At 29.0% G+C, this 20,783-nt stretch carries 16 protein-coding genes; 11 read left to right on the top strand and 5 right to left on the bottom strand.

Translation table 11 applies throughout. From position 1 onward, the window contains the following. Positions 1-2: 2 nt before the first annotated feature. The gene (locus J3U20_RS07790; RefSeq protein ID WP_160542688.1) at positions 3-863 is read right to left on the bottom strand and encodes a beta-1,6-N-acetylglucosaminyltransferase; all 861 of its coding nucleotides are present in this window, start codon (positions 861-863) and stop codon (positions 3-5) included. A 115-nt stretch (positions 864-978) separates the two neighbouring features. Between J3U20_RS07790 and mfd the strand changes: the two genes are divergently transcribed. The 4 genes from mfd (at position 979) to pth (ending at position 7,161) form a co-directional block, all read left to right on the top strand. After that, positions 979-4,344: a transcription-repair coupling factor gene (gene mfd, locus J3U20_RS07795; RefSeq protein ID WP_160542687.1), complete on the top strand. Its 3,366-nt coding sequence runs from the start codon at positions 979-981 to the stop codon at positions 4,342-4,344. 68 nt (positions 4,345-4,412) lie between these two features. Beyond that, on the top strand, positions 4,413-5,798 hold the full coding sequence (locus J3U20_RS07800) for a DUF6056 family protein (protein WP_160542686.1): 1,386 nt from the start codon (positions 4,413-4,415) through the stop codon (positions 5,796-5,798). A 21-nt stretch (positions 5,799-5,819) separates the two neighbouring features. Then, a complete protein-coding gene (locus tag J3U20_RS07805) occupies positions 5,820-6,557 on the top strand; it encodes a glycosyltransferase (protein WP_160542685.1) in 738 nt (245 codons plus the stop codon). A 37-nt stretch (positions 6,558-6,594) separates the two neighbouring features. Then, positions 6,595-7,161: an aminoacyl-tRNA hydrolase gene (gene pth / locus J3U20_RS07810; RefSeq protein WP_160542684.1), complete on the top strand. Its 567-nt coding sequence runs from the start codon at positions 6,595-6,597 to the stop codon at positions 7,159-7,161. A 127-nt stretch (positions 7,162-7,288) separates the two neighbouring features. On the opposite strand, the gene J3U20_RS07815 is transcribed toward pth, so the two are convergent. Beyond that, entirely contained in the window at positions 7,289-8,275 is a 987-nt protein-coding gene (locus tag J3U20_RS07815) for a polysaccharide deacetylase family protein (protein ID WP_160542683.1), read from the bottom strand. A gap of 545 nt (positions 8,276-8,820) precedes the next feature. On the opposite strand from J3U20_RS07815, the gene dinB reads away from it, so the two are divergent. Further along, complete coding sequence (dinB, locus tag J3U20_RS07820) at positions 8,821-9,915, top strand: DNA polymerase IV (RefSeq protein WP_160542682.1); 1,095 nt, start codon at positions 8,821-8,823, stop codon at positions 9,913-9,915. Between the two features lie 174 nt (positions 9,916-10,089). Here dinB and J3U20_RS07825 read toward each other — a convergent pair whose 3' ends face one another. The 3 genes from J3U20_RS07825 to J3U20_RS07835 form a co-directional block, all read right to left on the bottom strand. Continuing rightward, positions 10,090-10,752, bottom strand: a complete 663-nt coding sequence (locus tag J3U20_RS07825; protein ID WP_160542681.1) for a response regulator transcription factor — start codon at positions 10,750-10,752, stop codon at positions 10,090-10,092. A 5-nt stretch (positions 10,753-10,757) separates the two neighbouring features. Beyond that, positions 10,758-12,587 (bottom strand): hypothetical protein, encoded by a 1,830-nt coding sequence (locus J3U20_RS07830; protein ID WP_160542680.1) that lies wholly within the window; start codon positions 12,585-12,587, stop codon positions 10,758-10,760. Positions 12,588-12,777: 190 nt separating this feature from the next. Next, positions 12,778-13,338 carry a hypothetical protein gene (locus J3U20_RS07835; RefSeq protein WP_160542679.1) on the bottom strand — a complete coding sequence of 187 codons (561 nt, stop codon included), beginning with the start codon at positions 13,336-13,338 and terminating at the stop codon, positions 12,778-12,780. Between the two features lie 357 nt (positions 13,339-13,695). Here J3U20_RS07835 and J3U20_RS07840 point away from each other — a divergent pair, with 357 nt between their 5' ends. The 6 genes from J3U20_RS07840 (at position 13,696) to J3U20_RS07865 (ending at position 20,767) form a co-directional block, all read left to right on the top strand. Further along, positions 13,696-14,007 carry a hypothetical protein gene (locus tag J3U20_RS07840; RefSeq protein WP_160542678.1) on the top strand — a complete coding sequence of 104 codons (312 nt, stop codon included), beginning with the start codon at positions 13,696-13,698 and terminating at the stop codon, positions 14,005-14,007. A gap of 140 nt (positions 14,008-14,147) precedes the next feature. Beyond that, entirely contained in the window at positions 14,148-15,905 is a 1,758-nt protein-coding gene (mutL, locus tag J3U20_RS07845) for a DNA mismatch repair endonuclease MutL (RefSeq protein WP_160542677.1), read from the top strand. A gap of 35 nt (positions 15,906-15,940) precedes the next feature. Then, on the top strand, positions 15,941-16,720 hold the full coding sequence (locus J3U20_RS07850; protein WP_160542676.1) for a rhomboid family intramembrane serine protease: 780 nt from the start codon (positions 15,941-15,943) through the stop codon (positions 16,718-16,720). A gap of 9 nt (positions 16,721-16,729) precedes the next feature. Continuing rightward, positions 16,730-17,635: a rhomboid family intramembrane serine protease gene (locus J3U20_RS07855; protein ID WP_160542675.1), complete on the top strand. Its 906-nt coding sequence runs from the start codon at positions 16,730-16,732 to the stop codon at positions 17,633-17,635. 289 nt (positions 17,636-17,924) lie between these two features. Continuing rightward, positions 17,925-18,665, top strand: coding sequence for an endonuclease/exonuclease/phosphatase family protein (locus J3U20_RS07860; protein ID WP_160542674.1), 741 nt, complete (start codon positions 17,925-17,927; stop codon positions 18,663-18,665). Positions 18,666-18,772: 107 nt separating this feature from the next. Further along, positions 18,773-20,767 carry a KUP/HAK/KT family potassium transporter gene (locus tag J3U20_RS07865; protein WP_255466928.1) on the top strand — a complete coding sequence of 665 codons (1,995 nt, stop codon included), beginning with the start codon at positions 18,773-18,775 and terminating at the stop codon, positions 20,765-20,767. The last annotated feature ends 16 nt before the right edge of the window (positions 20,768-20,783 follow it).

Consider the following 20,783-nt stretch of genomic DNA (forward strand, 5'->3'; position numbering starts at 1 on the left):
TATTATCTTCTATTTTCTAATTTTTCAACTAAAGAATCGGATATATCTTTATCAATTTTTCTGCAAAATAAATTATCGGAGTCAATAATCTTATTAAAATCATCTTCACTTAAAACTCTCGGACTATTAATGCAATTAGTCCAATCTATATACCTGAAATTCTTATTTATAATTTTATCTTTCAAATTTGAATTCATCAATAAAACTTGAAAGAAAACCTCGTCTGAACACCAGGTTGTAGTAAAAAAAGTAGTTATTTTTTTGTTTTTTGCAAATTCAAGTGAATAATATACTGCTTCTTTGGATAGATTCCACCATTGACTACCCCAATAGGGGGTAAGATTGTGAATCATTTTGATTTTATATTCTTTTCCCGTAATAAATTTATAAGCTAATTTATATGCCGTATGGATTTTTCTTTCTAAAATTCGATTCGCGGGATAATGCCTTCGATCATATCTCCATATATAAGGTTTATATTTATTGTTTTCAGTAATTAACAAGCACTCAATAAAACTAATCTCCTTATATTTTTTAAAAAAATCATCAATATATTGATTGCTTTTTATTGGATAATCTTGACCGGAAATTAGTAGAACATGAGAAAAATCTTCTTGTTCATCCACAATTTGTTGAAGTGAATGTAACGTTTGATTGACTATGGAATATTCTCCCCAAATTACATTTACTCTTTTTTTTACTAAAATAGCGCTAGAATCAATTTGTTGTGGATTAATGTCGGATTTTTTATCTAAGTTGACATAGATAACAAAATTATCATAAACTAGTGATTTTATCAATTTATTTAAACATTCAATATTTTTATGAGCATGGATTAATATTACTATTTTTTTATCTTTCATTCATATTAAATTTTTAATTAATTAAATATAAAAAATAAAATATAAAAATTATATGTTGATTGGTTAAATAAGTGATTAAATAAATTATTAACAAAATTCGTACCTTTACTTTGTTTTGAAAACAAATTCCATTATACACTCAATTTTTCCGCTTTTAAAAAAGAGTATTTTAGATTCGGAAGTATCCATTTTTTTAGAAGAAAAAAGTATCATAAAACTATCTGTATTAGGTGCGGCAGGATCGTACCTTAACATTTACAGCAGTTATTTATATAATTCTTTGAAAAAAACGGTATTGTTACTCTTTTCCGATAAAGAAGAAGCAGCGTATGCTTTGAATGAAATCGAGGATATGTTCGGGAAAGATACAGTTTTGTTTTATCCTACCTCACATTTAACTCCTTATCAGATTGAGGAAGTCCAAAACGCAAATGTGGTTTTACGAACGGAAGTGATTAACAGCATCACGCAAATGCAAAATCCCAAAATTATTATTACATATGCTGATGCTTTATCTGAAAAAATAATTACTAAATCTGAATTACATTCGATTAGTTTTAAAATAAAAACAGGTGAAAAAATTGATGCAGATTTCCTTAATGAAACGCTTTTCAGTTTTCATTTTAAACGAACCGATTTTGTAACTCAACCCGGTGAATTTTCTGTAAGAGGAGGGATTGTAGATGTTTTCTCTTATTCTGATGAAAAACCCTACCGTATAGGTTTTTTTGGTAACGAAGTGGAAACTATACGTAAATTTAATATTGACACTCAACTTTCCGAAGAAAAGGTTGATGAATTTATGATTGTTCCCAATATAGATCATTCGCACAGAGAAACTATGAAAGTTTCATTTTTAGATTACCTGCCTTCGGACACTATATTTATAAGTAAAGATTTTTCTTTGACTTTAGCTAATATTGAAAAAAAATTTTCAAAGGCAGAAGAGGTTTATGCTACCTTATCGCAAAGTATAAAACGCAGTGAGCCTAAAGAGCTTTATATACAATCCCATGAGCTGATTTCTAAAATAGTTCAGAATTCATTTATTGAATTCTCCTCAATCCCTTATTTTAATGAATTTAAAACAGTACGGCTGGATCAAACAGAGCAACCGAGTTTTCATAAACAATTTGACTTGTTAGGGCAAGATTTGCTTGAAAAAGAAAAATCACATTATAAGAATTACATTGCGTTTCAATCCGAAAAACAGGAAAGCAGATTACAAGATATTTTTTCAGAAATTGAAAAAGAAGTGCCTTTTATAGGTTTTCATGCTAATGTAAGTAAAGGATTTATAGATCATAATTCTAAATTTCTTATCTATACGGATCATCAAATTTTCGAAAGATATCACCGATATAATTTACGAAATTCATTTTCTAAGTCGGAATCTCTAACACTTAAAGAGTTAACAGACTTGAAAGTGGGAGATTATGTAACCCATATTGATCACGGGATCGGTAAATTTATGGGATTGGTGAAAATTAAAAATGATGATAAGTTACAAGAAACCATCAAACTGGTATATAAAAATAATGACATCTTATATGTAAATATACATTCCTTACATAAAATCTCAAAATTTTCAGGAAAAGAAGGCGCAGAAGTTACTCTTAACCAATTGGGATCAGCAGCGTGGAAAAACCTTAAGAATAAGGCAAAAAGAAAAGTTAAGGAAGTTGCTTTTGACCTTATAAAACTTTATGCCGACAGGAAAACTAAGAAAGGATTTTCTTTTTCACCCGACGGATATTTACAAAATGAACTGGAAGCCTCTTTTATGTATGAAGATACTCCGGATCAAGAAAAAGCTACCCAAGACGTTAAAAGCGACATGGAAAAACCTATTGCTATGGATAGGCTTATTTGTGGGGATGTAGGATTTGGTAAAACGGAAATTGCCATAAGGGCAGCTTTTAAAGCGGCTACAGATGGAAAACAAAGCGCTATTATGGTTCCGACCACCATATTGGCTTTGCAACACTATAAAACTTTTATGTCCAGACTAAAAGATTTTCCTGTACGTATTGAATATTTAAATCGATTTAAAACTGCCGGACAAAAAAAAGAAATAATCAAATCTCTTGCCGAAGGAAAAATTGATATTATTATAGGAACTCATCAATTAATCGGTAAGGATGTCGTTTTTAAAGATTTAGGCTTATTAATTATTGATGAAGAGCATAAATTCGGAGTATCCGTAAAAGATAAATTAAAGACATTAAAAACAACGGTAGATACGTTAACGTTAACCGCCACTCCAATCCCCAGAACTTTACAATTTTCTTTAATGGCGGCTCGCGATATGTCTGTTATTAAGACTCCGCCTCCCAATAGGCAGCCCGTTCAGACTCAACTTATTGGTTTTAATGAAAAACAAATCCGGGATGCCATCATTTATGAATTAAACAGAGACGGACAAATATTATTTATCAATAATAGAATTGAAAATTTGGATGTACTCGCAGGAATGATTAAGCGCTTGGTTCCTATGGCCCGAGTGGCCATTGGACATGGTCAAATGGAGGGAAAGAAACTTGAGAAAATTATGATTGACTTTATGGAGGGGAATTACGATGTCTTAATTTCAACTACAATTATTGAATCCGGTTTAGATGTTCCAAATGCAAATACTATTTTTATTAATGATGCTCAAAGATTCGGTTTAGCAGATTTACATCAAATGAGGGGGCGGGTAGGAAGATCCAATCGAAAAGCTTTTTGTTATCTCATCACTCCGCCTTTAGACGTTATCACATCCGAAGCCAGAAAGCGTTTACAAGCAATAGAACAATTTTCAGATTTAGGTTCCGGGTTTAATATAGCCATGAAAGATTTAGAGATACGAGGAGCCGGCGATTTATTAGGTGCTGAGCAAAGCGGTTTTTTTGCAGAAATCGGATTTGAAGCTTACCAACAAATTTTAAATGAAGCTATAGAAGAATTAAAAGAAGATGAATTTTCAGATTTGTTTGTTGAAGAAAATGAGAAGAAGGAATTTATTACAGATGTACAAATTGATACCGATTTTGAATTATTAATACCCGATCAATATGTAAATAAGGTAGAAGAACGATTTTCACTTTATCAAAAATTATCTGAAATCACTAAGGAAGAAGAACTTACCAATTTTAAAAACGAGCTTATAGATCGTTTTGGCAAATTACCTGATCAAACTCAAGATTTATTAAAGAGTGTTAAGTTAAAATGGATTTCCAAATATATTGGATTTGAAAAATTATTAATTAAAAATAATGTTTTGTTGGCCTATTTTCCAATTAATGCTCAATCTAAATATTATCAATCAGATACTTTTAAGAAAGTTCTGGAATATTTACAAAATAACCCTTCTGATGCTTCATTAAAACAAAAAAACGTACATGATAATTTACAGCTTTATTTAAGAAAAGACAAGATATTGAAAATAGACGATGTACTTTATTTTTTGGAAAGAATTCATGCATTTATCGATGAATAGCAGGAAATCGTATCAAAAAAAATGTATCTTCGCATTTATTATCCAATATTTTATTTTATACGTATTACATGAGTCAATCGCGCACATTTAGTATTTTTGATAAACTCATTATCCTATTATTATTTGTGGCAACCCTTCCATTGCTATATCTTTCTTTTTTTAATGAACCTTCGGCGGATGATTTTAATTACGCTATAAAATTAGATAAAGATACTTTTTTGGGTATAGAATATTATGAATATATGCATTGGGGGAGTAGATATACAGCTACTGCAGTTTTAATTACAGATCCCATCCATTGGGGAAGTTTCTTAGGATATAGAATGATTTCTGTGTTGATGATCTTGCTTTTTATCTTTGCTTCCTATTTTATGTTTTATCAGCTGGTAAAAGATAAGATCTTGTCTGTTAAACTAGCCTCGTTATTTTCTTTTATTTATATATTTCAATTACCCGGGATTAATTCAGCCTTTTATTGGCTTTCCGGTTCTGCTACCTATCATTTAGGCAATATATTATTTCTATTTTATATAGGATTTTGTGCTAAGAGTACCGAACAATTAAAATTAAGGAATGTATTTCTCTATTTATTGATATTTCTTATTATAGGCTGTAATGAAATATCCATGATTTATTTGCTGATCTTTAACTTTTTATTGTTTACTTATAACTTTTTTAAAACTAGAAAATTATTTACTATAAATTTTTATCTATTATTTTGGACTGTCCTGTTAACGATTTTTATATTAATAGCACCGGGAAATCACGAACGTTCTCATTCCGTGTTTAATCCTTATTCCTTTACGGAAATTATTTTAAGATCTCTTAGAAAAACAACAGTTATAATTATTAGATATGCAGCCCTTTCATTTTTAATTATATTTTTGGCTTTCTACAGCTTTAGAAAATCATTACAAAAAATGAAATTTTCTTTACTTTCACTTCCTTATTATTTTTATATACTTTTATTTTTATTACTCATATTTATCGGATGCTTTCCAAGTATATATACTCTAGGAAGTTATCCGCCACTACGCACGGTCAATGTAATCTTTTTAAGTATTTTAATTGTTGTAATGATTATATGTTGCAAATTAATCAGAGAACCTTTCATCAGTAAAATACATGTGCCACGTTTTTTACTAAATATTTCTTTGCTAATTTTAGTTTTAGGTTATATTTTTGCCATTAGAGATAATGAAGTATATGATTTAAGCAATAATATTTATAATTCATACGATGATATCGTTAGTGGTAAAGCCCAAAAATATAAAGAAGAAGTTCATGAAAGATACGAGATTATTCAGAAATCTAAAGAAGATACTATATATTTATCACCAATTCAAACAAAACCACTAATTATATATCATTCTGATTTAAGCCATGATCCAAAACATTTTTATAATGCATCCATGGCAGAATATTTTAATAAAAAAGCGATCATAATTAAATAATTAATATATAATATATAAATCATGAAAACTAATTGTGTAGTTGTTCCTTGTTATAATGAAGAATTCAGGTTGCCTGTCAAAGAATTTGAAAAAAGTTTAGCAGAAGAAAATAATCTTTCATTTTGTTTTGTAAATGATGGCAGCTCGGATCAAACATTAAAAATATTAAATGAATTGTATCAAAAATTTCCGGATAAAGTTTTAGTTGTTGATAAAAAGCAAAATGCAGGGAAAGCAGCAGCAATTTTTACCGGGATCAATGAAGCTTTTATGTGGAAAAATTTTGATATTTTAGGATATTTAGATGCCGATTTAGCTACTTCTGTTGAAGAATATAGTCGTATATGTTCATACATGAACGAAAATATTATTTTTGTATTCGGATCAAGAGTCAGAAGAATCGGTTCGCAAATAAAAAGAAAATTGCATCGTCATTTAATTGGAAGAATTTTTGCTACCTTATCCAGTACCATGTTAGATTTACCGGTTTATGATACTCAATGCGGAGCCAAAGCATTCTCTCAAGATATAGCTAAAAAGATATTTGCTGATCCGTTTATATCCAATTGGAGTTTTGATATTGAAATTTTCTTTAAATTCATGAATATAGTTGGTAAAGAAAATGTTGAAAAGAGAGCAAAAGAAATCCCTCTAGAAGCCTGGAGAGATGTGGGAGATTCCAAAGTTAAATTTTCTTATTCCTTAAAACTTCCTTTTGAACTTTTAAGAATAAAAAAATACTATAAGAAAAAATACTGATTTTTTCTTATAGTAGTACGACAAAAATCGAAATTTTATGAATAAATACCTGATTGTAGGCTTAGGAAATATAGGAGAAAAATATAGCAATACTCGGCATAATATAGGTTTTTTACTGGTTGATAGACTAGTTGAAAAACTTGGAGGTAGTTTTAAAGCTCAAAATTTCGGTCAAGTTTGTGAAACTTCATATAAAGGGAGAAAAACTTTTATTCTAAAGCCCGATACTTATATGAATTTAAGCGGTAATTCAGTTAAATATTGGGTTACTAAAGAAAAAATAAATCTCGAGAATTGCTTAATTATTTGTGATGATTTAAGCCTACCCTTTGGTACTATTCGTATTAAATCCAAAGGAAGCAGTGCGGGTCATAATGGATTGAAAAGTATCGAAGAAAAGTTACAAACGCAACAATACCCGCGATTTCGTTTTGGAATCGGTAATAACTATATAAAAGGTAAACAAATTGAATATGTTTTAGGGGAGTGGAACGAAGAAGAAAAAAAAGTTCTTAATGAAAGAATCGATATTAGCACAGATGCAATACTATCCTTTATTTTTTCAGGTTTAAATAATACTATGAATCAATATAACGGAAAATAAAAAATCCTTATAAAAGTATTTAGTACTAAAAATAAACAATTTTTAAAATTTAAATACAATTAATACTAAAATCCACTACTAATTTTTCAACAAACATTTATTTAAAAATCTTATCGAAAAAATATAATTAATTTTTTTCTAAAGATAAAATAGGGTATTTATCAAGAGTTTCAAATATGTAATGTTTATCGCTTTTCAATACAGAAATAAATTTCTGTAAAGAATCAGCATATTGCGGTTTATCAAACATTCTGTCATGAACTAGAATTACTATGGAATTAGGACTATGTGTTCTACCGTTTTTCAAAGTATTTTTAACTTTTTTTATCATTTCAGTAGCACTTTCAACCGGAATGTTACTATGAACAAATCTCCATTCCAAATCCCAACCATATACAGAATAACCTATAGAGTCGAGTTTTTTGGCAACATTGAACGCAGAAGATTCGCCTTTAATCTGATGATTAACCGCCCAAGTATTTCTGCCGGGAAGTCGAGCTATTTTATGTTTAAGATTTAATTTACTTTCAGCCCGTAAAAAATCCTGTAGAGCACTTTTAGCATTCTTATAAAATAAACTATATTTATTATTAGCATGGGTATCACTATGATTGCAAACGATAAATAATGGATTATTGTTTATGGAATCCACTAACTGTTCTCTTACTATTCCCGTATTGTGAACACCTATCATGAAAAAAGTAGCTCTAACATTGTACTTTTCCAAGATACTTTTACAATTATGCGTGCCCGGTAACTGAGGACCATCATCTAAGGATAAATATATATAGTATTTATCTGAGGAATCTTTTATGATTCCTTTATGATTATGTCTAGTTTCGGTATATTTATCTTGATCTTTATTTTTCTTAGCGACACTGTCTGATTTATAAGAATTTTTATTATTAGGATGAGCAGGTTTAGTTAAAGAATCTTTTTTACCGTGATGTATAGTAGTATCTTTTGAATTATTATGATGTGTGCCGGTTGTGTCTGAAATAGAAGTTACATTAGTAACATTTTTTTCAGGTATAGCGTTTATTTTTTTGTTATCTTCTTTCTTACAACTTAGTAAACTAATAAGTAATATGAGGGTTAAACAATATAATTTCATATGGATAGCTAAAATTTTTTAAAAAATTTTAAAAAATAATTTCGTCATAAATCATGCCATTTTATTTTATAAAACATATTATAACTTTTTTATTATAAAATGGTTACATTTTATAGTAACTATATTTTAATTTGAAAATACTGAAATATGATATCATTATTTTTTATGTAAAGTATAATTTTTTTCAAAAGGTTTTAATAAAAAATCCTAAATGATAAATATACAATTATTTAATAGATTTTAATAAATTAACTTTTTAAAATTATAGTATAATTTAAACGAAACTAATACTACTATAGTTTCCAATAAGAAATATTAAAAAAAATACAACTATTATTATAGTGGATTACCCATAAAATAAGTACTATAAAGATTAAATTATAATTTGTAAGAAATAAATCATAGGTAAATTCAATTATTTTTTGATTTACGTATTTGTATTTTATTTAAAAACGGATCATATAACTTGGAACATATAAATAAAGTTTACACAAAAATAATATTTTTGTTGATTTTAAGTAAACACCTTTTGTAACTTTGTCATTGTGCGTAAGATAATTCATATAGATATGGATGCATTCTATGCCTCAATCGAGCAAAGAGATCATGAGGAATTTAGAGGGAAACCTTTGGCCGTTGGATTTGCAGGAGAAAGAGGAGTAGTTGCTGCAGCCAGTTATGAAGCAAGAAAATTTGGCGTTCGTTCAGCAATGTCCTCCAAACAAGCAATTCAACGATGTCCCGGCCTTATTTTTACTTCCGCCCGTTTTGAGATTTATCGTTCTGTTTCAAAACAAATTAGAGACATTTTTTTTCAATATACCGATTTAGTAGAACCCTTATCGTTAGATGAAGCATTTTTAGATGTAACCCATAATTTTAAAAATATGGAATTTGCAAGGGATATTGCAAAGGAAATCAAAAATAAGATTTTTAAAGAAACCGGATTGACAGCTTCTGCAGGTGTATCCTTCAATAAATTCCTTGCAAAAATAGCTTCAGATTATAATAAGCCCGATGGCTTATTTATAATTACTCCTCAAAAGGCAGAAAAATTTGTAGAAAACCTTAAAATTGAAGATTTTTTCGGAATAGGAAAAAAAACTGCCGAAAAAATGCATCAAATAGGAATCAATACCGGTTTAGATTTGAAAAAAAAATCTGAAGAAGATCTTATAAAGCTATTTGGTAAACACGGGAGTTTATACTATTTAAATGCGAGAGCAATTGATAATCGGGAAGTAAATCCCAATAGAATACGAAAATCAGTAGGTTCAGAAAATACATTTATGGAAGATACAAATTCTTTACCTCGATTGTATGCGGAATTAGAAACTATCTGTAGAGATGTAATTCACAGAATGAATAAAAATTCTTTTAAAGGCCGTACCGTTACTTTAAAGATAAAATTCTCTGATTTTAAAATAATTTCGCGAAGTAAAACCATATCGAGTTTTATAACAGATTTTCCTCAACTCTATAAAATTGCTCTTGAATTACTCTATTCACTTGACTTGGATAAGAAAATTAGATTGATAGGGGTAAGCATTAAAAATTCGGAATCGGATTTAGGAAATGATATACCAAAGAATTTTCAATTAAAAATTCCTTTTAAGGAATTTAAAGATTCATATCAGTAAATTTCTAAATATATATATTAAAAAATTAATTACTTCTGTATTAGAAAAAATATGTTTTCCATAAGAATTCATTATTTTAAAAACAGATTAAAAAAGACTGGAATTTTGTTTCATAAGATAAAAAGAACATTACCAAAGTATCTGAACTAAAAAACATCTAAAACTCAAAAATTTTTAAATTATCCCTAATTCAATAATTAAACTTAATAATTGTTTAGTGTCTTTTGCATTAAAAGATGCCCTTAATAAGGCAAGCCTCTTTTCTATTGAACTTTCACTATTAGGCACAATTTGATTTTCTTTTAAATGTTGTTCCACCTCTTTTTGAGTATTTCCTTGAGAAAGTAATTTTAATAAATTGATGTCATATTCTGATAATTCGTATAAATTATTTTGAGTTGTTTTGTAATTATCGTTGGAAATATAGGTTTCATTTTGATTTACCGATATAATTGCTTTATGTAATTCTTTGGTGTCATTTCTGCCTTTGGTTACAAATCCATTAATTTTATACCTGTCGAACATAGATTTAATTTTATGAAACCTATTTTCAATCGAAAAAACGATAACTTTAAGATCAGGTTGTTCGTTTTTAGCTGCTAATATTAAATCCTCGCCTCCTTCCAATTTTTGTTCTCTATAATCAGAAGCAAAAGATAAATCGGTTATTAATAGATCATAAGGATCATGATCCATAATTGCTCTTTTGATTTTAAGTAAAGCATCATCACAATAAAAAGCCTGGTCAATAATAGGAATTTTTAATTCCTCAACAGTTTTTTTAATCCCTATGTTGTAACTGTCAAAATCTTCAGAAATAAGTATTTTTTTTAACATTACTATTAATTAGATATAGAATATAAAATTTTTATTGAGCAGCCGGTCTTTTTGTTGCGATCAATAATATAATGACCTTTTTTTGGGTGTAACCTGTCATTTATGTTTTTTAAATCTGCGAATGGTCCGGTACCTGAGCCGGCAAAACCCACGCCATTATCTGTATATTCAATGGAAATGATATAATCTTCTTTTTTAAATTTTAATGTAACAATATCAGCTTGACTGTGTTTTTTCATATTAGTCATTAATTCTTTAAGGATATAATATAAATCCTCTTTTTTGTTGTTTGGAATATTATCCCAAATATGGGATTCATTACCAATTAATATTATTCGGGTATCTTTTGAACCGTAAGGTTTAATCATATTTCGTAAAGTAATTGAAAATTCTTCATTTAAACCAATTTTATAATCTGAATCATGCGAGATATCTCTTGATTTAAGATATAATTGGTCTAATTCATCAATTATCTTTGTTGGTTTTACATCTGAATTATTTTGAAGTTGAACCATCAAAAAGTAAATACCATTGGCTACTTCATCATGGATTTTTTTAGAATATTTCAATTTGGTTCGATGGACTTCTTCAATTTTTTCTTGTCTAAATTTAGCATTTCTTCTTTTATGCCAAAATATTACTAATATTACAATTATTAATGCTAAAATTATAATAGAACCAATCGTTACATTTTGTTGTAATAGCAAATAGTTTTTTTGAGCGTTTTCAGCTTTCAGTAATGCATTTTCTTCTTTATTACGTTCTACTTCATAACGAATTAAAGCAAATTGGTTTTTGGCTCGAATTCTTTTAAAATTGATTTCATCATTTAATCTAATATAAGAATTAAAATAATTTTTTTCATGCGTAGAAGGTGTATCTAAAAGAATAATTTTTTGCATTGCCGCAAGTTGGTCATCTATATTCCCTAATTTTAAAGCAATATCATACATTTTATTTGCATGAAAAATTGCTTTTTTAATGCTTGTTTTTTCATAGTATTCCGATAAATGATAATGATTAGCAATTTGTCCGATGGAATCAGATGCTTTTTCTCTTATTTTTAAGGCTTGATAAAGATCTTTATCCGCCTTATAATTTGGATTATCCAGCCATTTTGCATAAGCTAAGTTATCAGTTATGCGAGCTTTATGAAGGGGGAGATTATTTAAAAAAGGATCGTTAATTAACTTAGTTAAAATTTTAATGGCATTATCATAATTTCCGGCTTTAATATTAACTACCGCCTCATTATTTTTTATGTTGATAACAGATATTTTACTGGTTGAAAATTTTAATGCCAAATTATAATATTTTATGGCTTGATCGTAATCTTTTTGTTCAGTTTTAGATATGGCTAAACAATTATATACAGCAGATAAGGAAGCATTATGTTGAGTTTTTTTAATATATCGTAATGCTTCAACTGCGGTCTCTTCACTTCCTATGTAATCTCCTTCATTCGCTTGGATGATGGCCATATCTATTAAACTTTTACCAATAAAGACATTATTATTATCAAGTAAATAGGCTTCTTTTGCATGATTGAAATAATAAAATGAGCTATCACTTTTATTTTTGTTTAAATAATAATGACCCATTTGAAAATAAATATTGGCTAAAAGTCCATTATTCTTTTCTTTTTTTAGCCTATATATTTCTTTATACGTTAATTGAATGGTTTCATTAGTATAATAAGTAAAAGGAGTGTTATATATTTTTGATTTTTTAATTGAACTATCAGATTTCTTTTTTCGTATAGTAAAATCTTTGCATGAAGGAAAATATAGCAATAAAACAACAATATAGGATAAATATATAATATAAGTTTTCATTATTTACTAAATATAAAAATATTAACTTATAATATTGAAACTTATTATGTATTAATAATTATATATTTATTAAGTAAAAAAAAGACAAGGAATACATGTATTCCTTGCCGTATAAATATCTATAAATTATAGATAGAATTAAAATATTTTATTTTTTTGAAATTCAATCATTTTTTAGAATTAGAATGAATTATCTAACTGGATTCTGAGCAGTTTCTCCGCTAATATCCATTCTTCTTACGGGATTCTGAGCAGTTTCCCCGCTGATATCCATTCTTCTCACGGGATTCTGAGCAGTTTCCCCGCTGATATCCATTCTTCTTACGGGATTCTGAGCAGTTTCTCCGCTAATATCCATTCTTCTTACAGGGTTCTGAGCAGTTTCCCCGCTAATATCCATTCTTCTTACGGGATTCTGAGCAGTTTCTCCACTGATATCCATTTTTCTTACCGGATTCTGAGCAGTTTCTCCGCTAATATCCATTCTTCTTACTGGATTCTGAGCAGTTTCCCCGCTAATATCCATTCTTCTTACGGGATTCTGAGCAGTTTCCCCGCTGATATCCATATCAATCCTATAAATTCCAATCTCTGTATTTTCGGAATTATTTTCCTCTTTTTGTGTCTGACTGTTTAATGTATTTTCTGCAGATAAAGTTTTTTGCATTGGGATATCGCTATAATCGTCGTTGCATGATGTTATAAATAAGCTTAAAGATAAACTTACTATAGATATTGATATTTTTTTCATGTTTATTGTTTATTTAATTTTTACTTAATAAAAAATGTATCTAAAAATTTTTAGATAACTAATTAGTTGTTTTCTAGCATTTAAAATACAGTTATGCATTAGGGAAGCAAGCAATACTAAGTGGCAGATATTTAATAGGCTTCCCAAATCTATTAAAATACTACTACTTGTTTATTCCTTATTAGAATACATTTAGTACCTTTGCTGTGAAATATACTAACAAAATTCAAATACAAAGTAACTGATAATATAAAGTAAAATAAAGACATACTAAAGACTTTTTAAAGACATTTAACAAATTTTGCTTCTTTTTTTATTGGTTGCAAAAAGGTATTAACTAACTATTAGAATTAAAGTATGGGATATAAAGAAGTAATTAAGAAGATAGTTTATGCGGCTTTTAATAAAGCTAAAAAAGAATCGTTACTTGTGTTGAAAACTCCTCTTTCAAAACATATTTCCTCTAAAATCGAAAAAGAATATAAGACATGTATTAGTGAAAAGACCTTTATAAGATATTACGATAAATATATAGGAGGAAGAGAAAAAGCTACAGGAGAACCCAACCGACATATATTAGATTTATTATGTAAATACATCGGGTATGAAAATTTTGTTGATTTTTATAACAAAGAAAAAAATTTACCAATAAAAAAGCAAATTATTTGAAAGAGATAGGCTACTGATTAGTTATTGTTAACTAAATTTAGCATTTTTTAAATTATTGCTAATTAAATAATTGTTCTTTCATTTTTTTATTTAGTAAAAGGATGCGATGAGGTTTCTAATAGTTTTAATAACTTTGTAGTATGCCTGATATAATACACTTACTTCCGGATAATGTATCCAATCAGATAGCGGCAGGAGAAGTAGTACAAAGACCTTCTTCTGTAGTAAAAGAACTTTTAGAAAATGCTATCGATGCAAAAGCAACGCAAATTCAACTTATCATAAAAGAAGCGGGTCGAAATCTAATTCAGGTAGTTGATAATGGGGTGGGAATGAGCGTAACTGATGCAAGAATGTCATTTGAAAGACATGCAACTTCAAAAATATCAACTACAGAAGATATATTTCATATTCATACCAAAGGCTTTAGAGGAGAAGCATTAGCCTCCATAGCAGCAGTATCTCAAGTTGAATTAAAAACTCGTAAAGAGGAAGATGAATTGGGTACTCATATTATTATTGAAGGGGGAGATATCATTTCTCAACTTCCCGTAAATACAGCAGTAGGATCCACATTTTTAATTAAAAATTTATTTTTTAATGTGCCGGCAAGAAGAAAATTTCTAAAATCCAATTCTGTTGAATTTAGGCATATTTTAGACGAATTCCATAGAGTTGCTTTAGCACATGAAGATATACAGTTCCAATTATTTAATAATGACGAAGAAATGTTCAGGCTTCGTTCAGGAAGTTTGTTGCAAAGAATTTCAGAGATCTTCGGCAGAAAAATTCAACATCAATTAATCCCAATTGCAGAACAATTAGATTGGATAAAATTAAATGGATTTATAGGAAAACCGGAAGGTGCTAAAAAAGCACGAGGTGAACAATTTTTTTTCGTTAATCAAAGGTTTTTTAGATCGACCTATTTAAATAAGGCGGTACAGGATGCTTTTGAAGGATTGATCCCGCCACGGTTTTTGCCTTCATTTTTTCTTTATATACAGATTGATCCGGAAAGAATAGATGTTAATATTCATCCGACTAAGACAGAAATTAAATTTGAAGATGAGGCGTCAATATATGCATTATTAAGAACAGCCATAAAAAAATCCCTTGGGGTTTATAATGTTGTACCAAGCTTAGATTTTGATCAGAATCCTGATTGGAGTTTTTCCTTAAATAAAAAAGATACTCCCGTTGTTGAACCTAAAATAAATATTAATTCGTCCTATAATCCGTTTGATAGTACAGCCAGTAAACCGTCACGTGCCGAAAAAGTCAATTTGCATGAATTATATGCATCCTCCAGACAAGAAATTTTAACTTCTGAAATGTTTGATAATCCTAGTGAAACTATCACCGAATCTTCACTATTACGATTATCCAATGGGAGATGGATTACTGAAAAAGATTCCAATGTATGGATTTTGGATCCCTATAGAATACATCAGACAGTTTTATATGAAAATCATATCAAAAACTCGAAAGGGAATGTCTTAAGTCAACAATTATTGTTTCCCATAGAAAGACCGGTATATGATCTTGAAAAAGAGAAATTAGATTCAATTAAAACCGCATTATTTGCGGAGGGATTAGATATGGAAATTGAAGAAGATTTACTGACGATAACAGCAATACCATCAGATGTTATGCAGGAAAAAATAATTGAATTAATTGACTATTTATTAAGTGAATTATCAGAACATTCCGAAGAAGAATTTTCTATATTTTTTAGTAAAACCATTTCAAAAGTTTCTGCCAGAAAAAGAAATGAATTTATACAACCGTCTCATTTCTTACCTATTTGGGAGAATTTCATAACTTTAGGATGTCCTAAATTTAATCCTTTTGGAAAAAGAAATTATGAAATATTGCCCATGCCAAATTTCGATTAATAACCATCATTTAGAACAATTAATTTTTTAAAATAATGAATAGAACCATACCAGCGGTAACTAAAAATCTTTTACTATTAAACACTCTGTTTTTTATAGCAACATATATATTATCTACTCGCGGGATAGATCTCACGGTTCTTTTTGGAGCATATTTCCCTTTATCCCCCAATTTTCATTGGTATCAAATAATTTCTCATATGTTTATGCATGGAGGATTTACACATTTTTTCTTCAATATGTTTTCCCTGTGGATGTTTGGATCTGCTGTAGAACAGTCTTTAGGAGCTAAAAAATATTTGATCTTGTATTTCGTTTGTGGGTTAGGAGCTTTTGCTTTATTCAATTTAGTTAATTATTTTGAATTTAAGCAAGTGTATGATTCTTTAGTATCTGCCAATGTTCCTTTAAACGAAGTTGGCAAATATGCAAAATTAAGTTATGAAATATCAAATAATAATGTGGAACAAAAAGCATATGCATGGTTGAATACTTTGCCTCAAGGGACTAATCAATACATTGCAAGCAAGCTATATGTAGATTTAGTCACCCCAATGGTGGGAGCCAGTGGAGCCATTTATGGGATTTTAGTAGCTTTTGGAGTGATGTTTCCCAATTCCGTATTAATGTTAATCTTTCCACCGATCCCAATGAAGGCTAAATATTTTATTCCGATAATGGTTTTGTTAGAATTATATTTAGGAATTCAACAATCGCAAGGAGATAATGTAGCACATTTCGCTCATTTAGGAGGAGCCGTTTTTGGGTATTTTTTGACTCGTCATTGGCTAAAAAACAGATATCGTTGGAATTAAATCAGTTGTATGGACAAAAAGATGATAAATATATGGGATTATTATAAAAATGGAACAGAAGGAATTAAACTCATTTTCATCTCTGTGTTGTTTTCATTTTTTTATTGGATTTTAAACTTTTTATTAATTAAAACGTTTGATTTTTCAATAACCTCATATGTTTTGGTTTCTGTAAATAATTTTCTTCCATTTATTTGGACTATTATAACCTTTCCATTTATCTATACTAATCTTTGGGATTTATTAATTGCCGCAATGATTATTTATTTCGTGGAAAAAATTTTCAGAATATATTTTAGCGGATCAAGTTTTTTAAAATTTTTCATTTATGGCAATTTAATCGGTTGTATAGCTTTTTTACTTACAAATGTAATTGCCGATCAGGAATATAGCCTTTTAGAAGGTGGAATGTTGGGTGTTTATAGTTGCTTATTTGCAATAATTTCATACAATCCAAAAATGCAAATATCCCTATATCCCATACCCTATCAACTACCTCTTTATGTCGTTGGAATAGTGTTTGTGCTTTTTGATGTTGCTAATTTGCTCAACTATAATGAACTTATCGGAGTATTTATAGCAAGAATAGCAGCTGCAAGTTTTGGATTTTTTTATATGAAGTCTTTCCAAAAAGGAAATGATTTTCTAGTATTTCCTATTTCCAATTTTAAGAAGATTTTCAGCCATGTCGGATCTTATTTTAAAAAACTAGATAAACCTAAATTTAAAATTGAAAAAAACGATAAAAAGCAATATACATCGCATCACTCCAGACCTTTATCTGATGAAGAATTTAATTATAACAAAGTAAAGAAACAAAAACAGATCGATACTATATTGGATAAAATTTCAAAAAGCGGATATGATAGTTTGACGAAACAGGAAAAAGAATTTTTATTTAATTCTTCCAAATGAAATAGTTAAGAATATGATGTTTATAAAAAAGAGCAAATTAAATTATCTAATTCTTATAATACATCTTAGTATAGCTATTTTACTGTTTCTGACTTATTTTAATAAATTTATTGAACCCAAGACATTTCCATATTTTGGCTTACTGGCTCTTATATATCCCATACTAATTGCTCTTTATTGTTTGTTCACTATATTTTGGCTTATTAAAAGACAATTAATTTTTGTACCCTTCTTTATTATCACCCTTTTTTTACTGTTTCCTATAAAAAAATACGTTCATTTTGGGGAAATGAATAATCAACCGATTCGGAATAATGAACTTAAAATTTTAACCTATAATATTAGATATGCAAATGATAATAAAGACTTACAAGCCCTGGAAAACTATATCCATCAAAAAGATATTGACATTGCATTTTTTCATGAAATCTATACTAGACAGTGGAGGTCAAAAGAAATATTTTTAGCTGAACGCTATAATGCAGCCTTTGATTTAATTGGCATATCATCAAAATATCCCATTATAAATGAACAAAAAATAATACTGCCGGGTAATGGATTTGCATGCTTGGTAGATATACAGATAGATCAGGATATAATAAGATGTTTCAGCATATATTTAGAACCCATGAATCTTTCTAAAAATTTATTCAAAGCCAACAGCCTAAAACATTTTGGAGATAATTTGGAACTGATAACGGAAAAATTAATAAAAGGTTTTCAAAAACATCAAGTTCAAATAGATTTACTTTCAAAATATATAAAAGAATCACCCTATCCCGTACTTGTGTGTGGAGATTTAAATTCGGTACCCTTATCGTATGAATATTTTACCTTGAAAAAAGATTTGACAGATGTTTTTGAAGAAAGTGGGAAAGGTTTAGGATGGACTTTTTATGATTATTATTATCCCATTAGAATTGATTATATATTTGCAAGTAATAGCTTTACGCCGATGCAATGTTATGTAGATAAAACAATTACAATTTCCGATCATTATCCGGTACTGGCAACATTGAAGTTAAATTAATGAGCTAAATTTCCGGTTCTATTTTAATTAAATTAACAGTATATAAAAAAATTTAACTTAAAAAAAATATAACTTTGCAAATTAGTAGTAAATTAAAATAACTAATTGTGCAGCAGATTGATTCTAAGAAATCTAAACTTACTTTTATAGGTTTAGTAGTTACCATCGGGATAGTTTTTGGTGATATAGGAACCTCTCCATTATATGTAATGAGAGCCATAGTTGCCGCCAATCACACAGATCATATTTCAGAAGATTTTATCATAGGGGCTTTATCTTGCATCATTTGGACGTTAACATTGCAAACAACCCTAAAGTATGTAGTAATAGCGTTACGAGCTGATAATAACGGAGAAGGTGGAATTCTAGCATTGTATTCGCTGGTCAAAAAGATGAAGAATAAATGGCTGTATATAGTAGCCATTTTAGGAGCCGCAACGTTAGTTTCTGATGGAGTAATTACTCCTTCAATGACCATTATGTCGGCAGTAGAAGGACTTAAAAGTTATAATCCCAATACAGAAGTCATACCCATTACCATATTTATACTTATAGTTCTTTTTGTCGTCCAACAATTTGGAACCCAGTCCATAGGTAAATTTTACGGACCGATCATGACCCTCTGGTTTATCATGTTGTTACTACTGGGGGCTATTCAATTTATACCAAATTTATATGTAATAAAAGCCATAAATCCCTATTACGCTGTTAAATTAATGCTTATTGTCAGAGACAGCGCAGAAACTGCATTAGAAGCTAAACATATGATTTTATTAATCATGGGTGCTGTATTTCTTTGTACCACCGGAGCCGAAGCATTATATTCCGATTTGGGACATTGTGGAATTAAAAACATCAGGATAAGTTGGGGCTTTGTAAAAATTTGTTTAATCATAAACTATCTCGGACAAGGCGCATGGATTCTGTCACATCCTGTAGAAGCAGCTAGTGGAGGAAACCCATTTTTTATGATGATGCCCGATAACTTTGTAATCATTGGAGTAGGAATGGCTACCTTAGCAGCGGTTATAGCAAGCCAGGCCTTAATTACAGGATCTTATACTATATTTAGCGAGGCTATGTCGTTAGACTTTTGGCCGAGACAAAAAATTGAATATCCCACCCATGAAAAAGGTCAAATGTATGTTCCGGCCATAAATTGGGGTTTACTCATATCCTGTATTTTTGTTGTATTTTATTTTAAAGAATCTTCTAAAATGGAAGCGGCCTATGGTTTGGCAATTACCATCACTATGCTGATGACAACCATTTTATTACTTTTCTATTTATATAGCAAAAAAGTAAATATATTTTTTATTTTACTATTTGCAATCATATATTTTATCATTGAAGGAGGATTTTTCTATGCCAATGCGTTGAAATTTGAAGAAGGCGGATGGATTACCATGATGTTGGCCGGTTTGATTGCTTTCTCTATGTACATTTGGTATAATGGACGCAAATTGAAGAATAAATACGTACAATATGTAAATATAAAACCTTATCTACCTATTATACAAGATATGAAAACCGATACAGACATATCGAAATATTCAACCCATTTAGTATATATAAGTAGAGCAGGTAAATCAGAAGAAATAGAAGCAAAAATTTTATTTTCCATAGTCAATAAAAACCCTAAAAGAGCAGATTACTATTGGTTCCTTAGAGTTGAAAATGATACAAACCCTTATACGTTTGAATATGATGTATTAGAATTAATACCCAATACCTTATACAAAGTTAATTTTAAATTAGGATTCAAAGTAGTTCCATTAATAAATATTTATTTTAGTCAGGTACTTGAAGATTTAAAAATCTCAGGAAAGATAGATTTGTCAAGCAATTATCCATCTTTGAAAAAATATGATATTCCTGCAGATTTTAAATATATTCTTATAGATAGAGTTTTCAATCAAGAATATTTGTTTTCATTAAAAGAAAGGTTTATCTTACGCTTTTATAACATGGTCAAATATATAGGAATATCTGATACCGCTGCTTTAGGCTTAGATACTTATAACGTAGAAGTGGAAGAAGTACCTATGCTTACGGATGTAATATATAAAAGCAGGATCAAAAGAGTGAAGAATTATAAATAAATATTTAGATAAATTT

The organism is Apibacter sp. B3919, assembly GCF_026537405.1.
Classification (GTDB): domain Bacteria; phylum Bacteroidota; class Bacteroidia; order Flavobacteriales; family Weeksellaceae; genus Apibacter.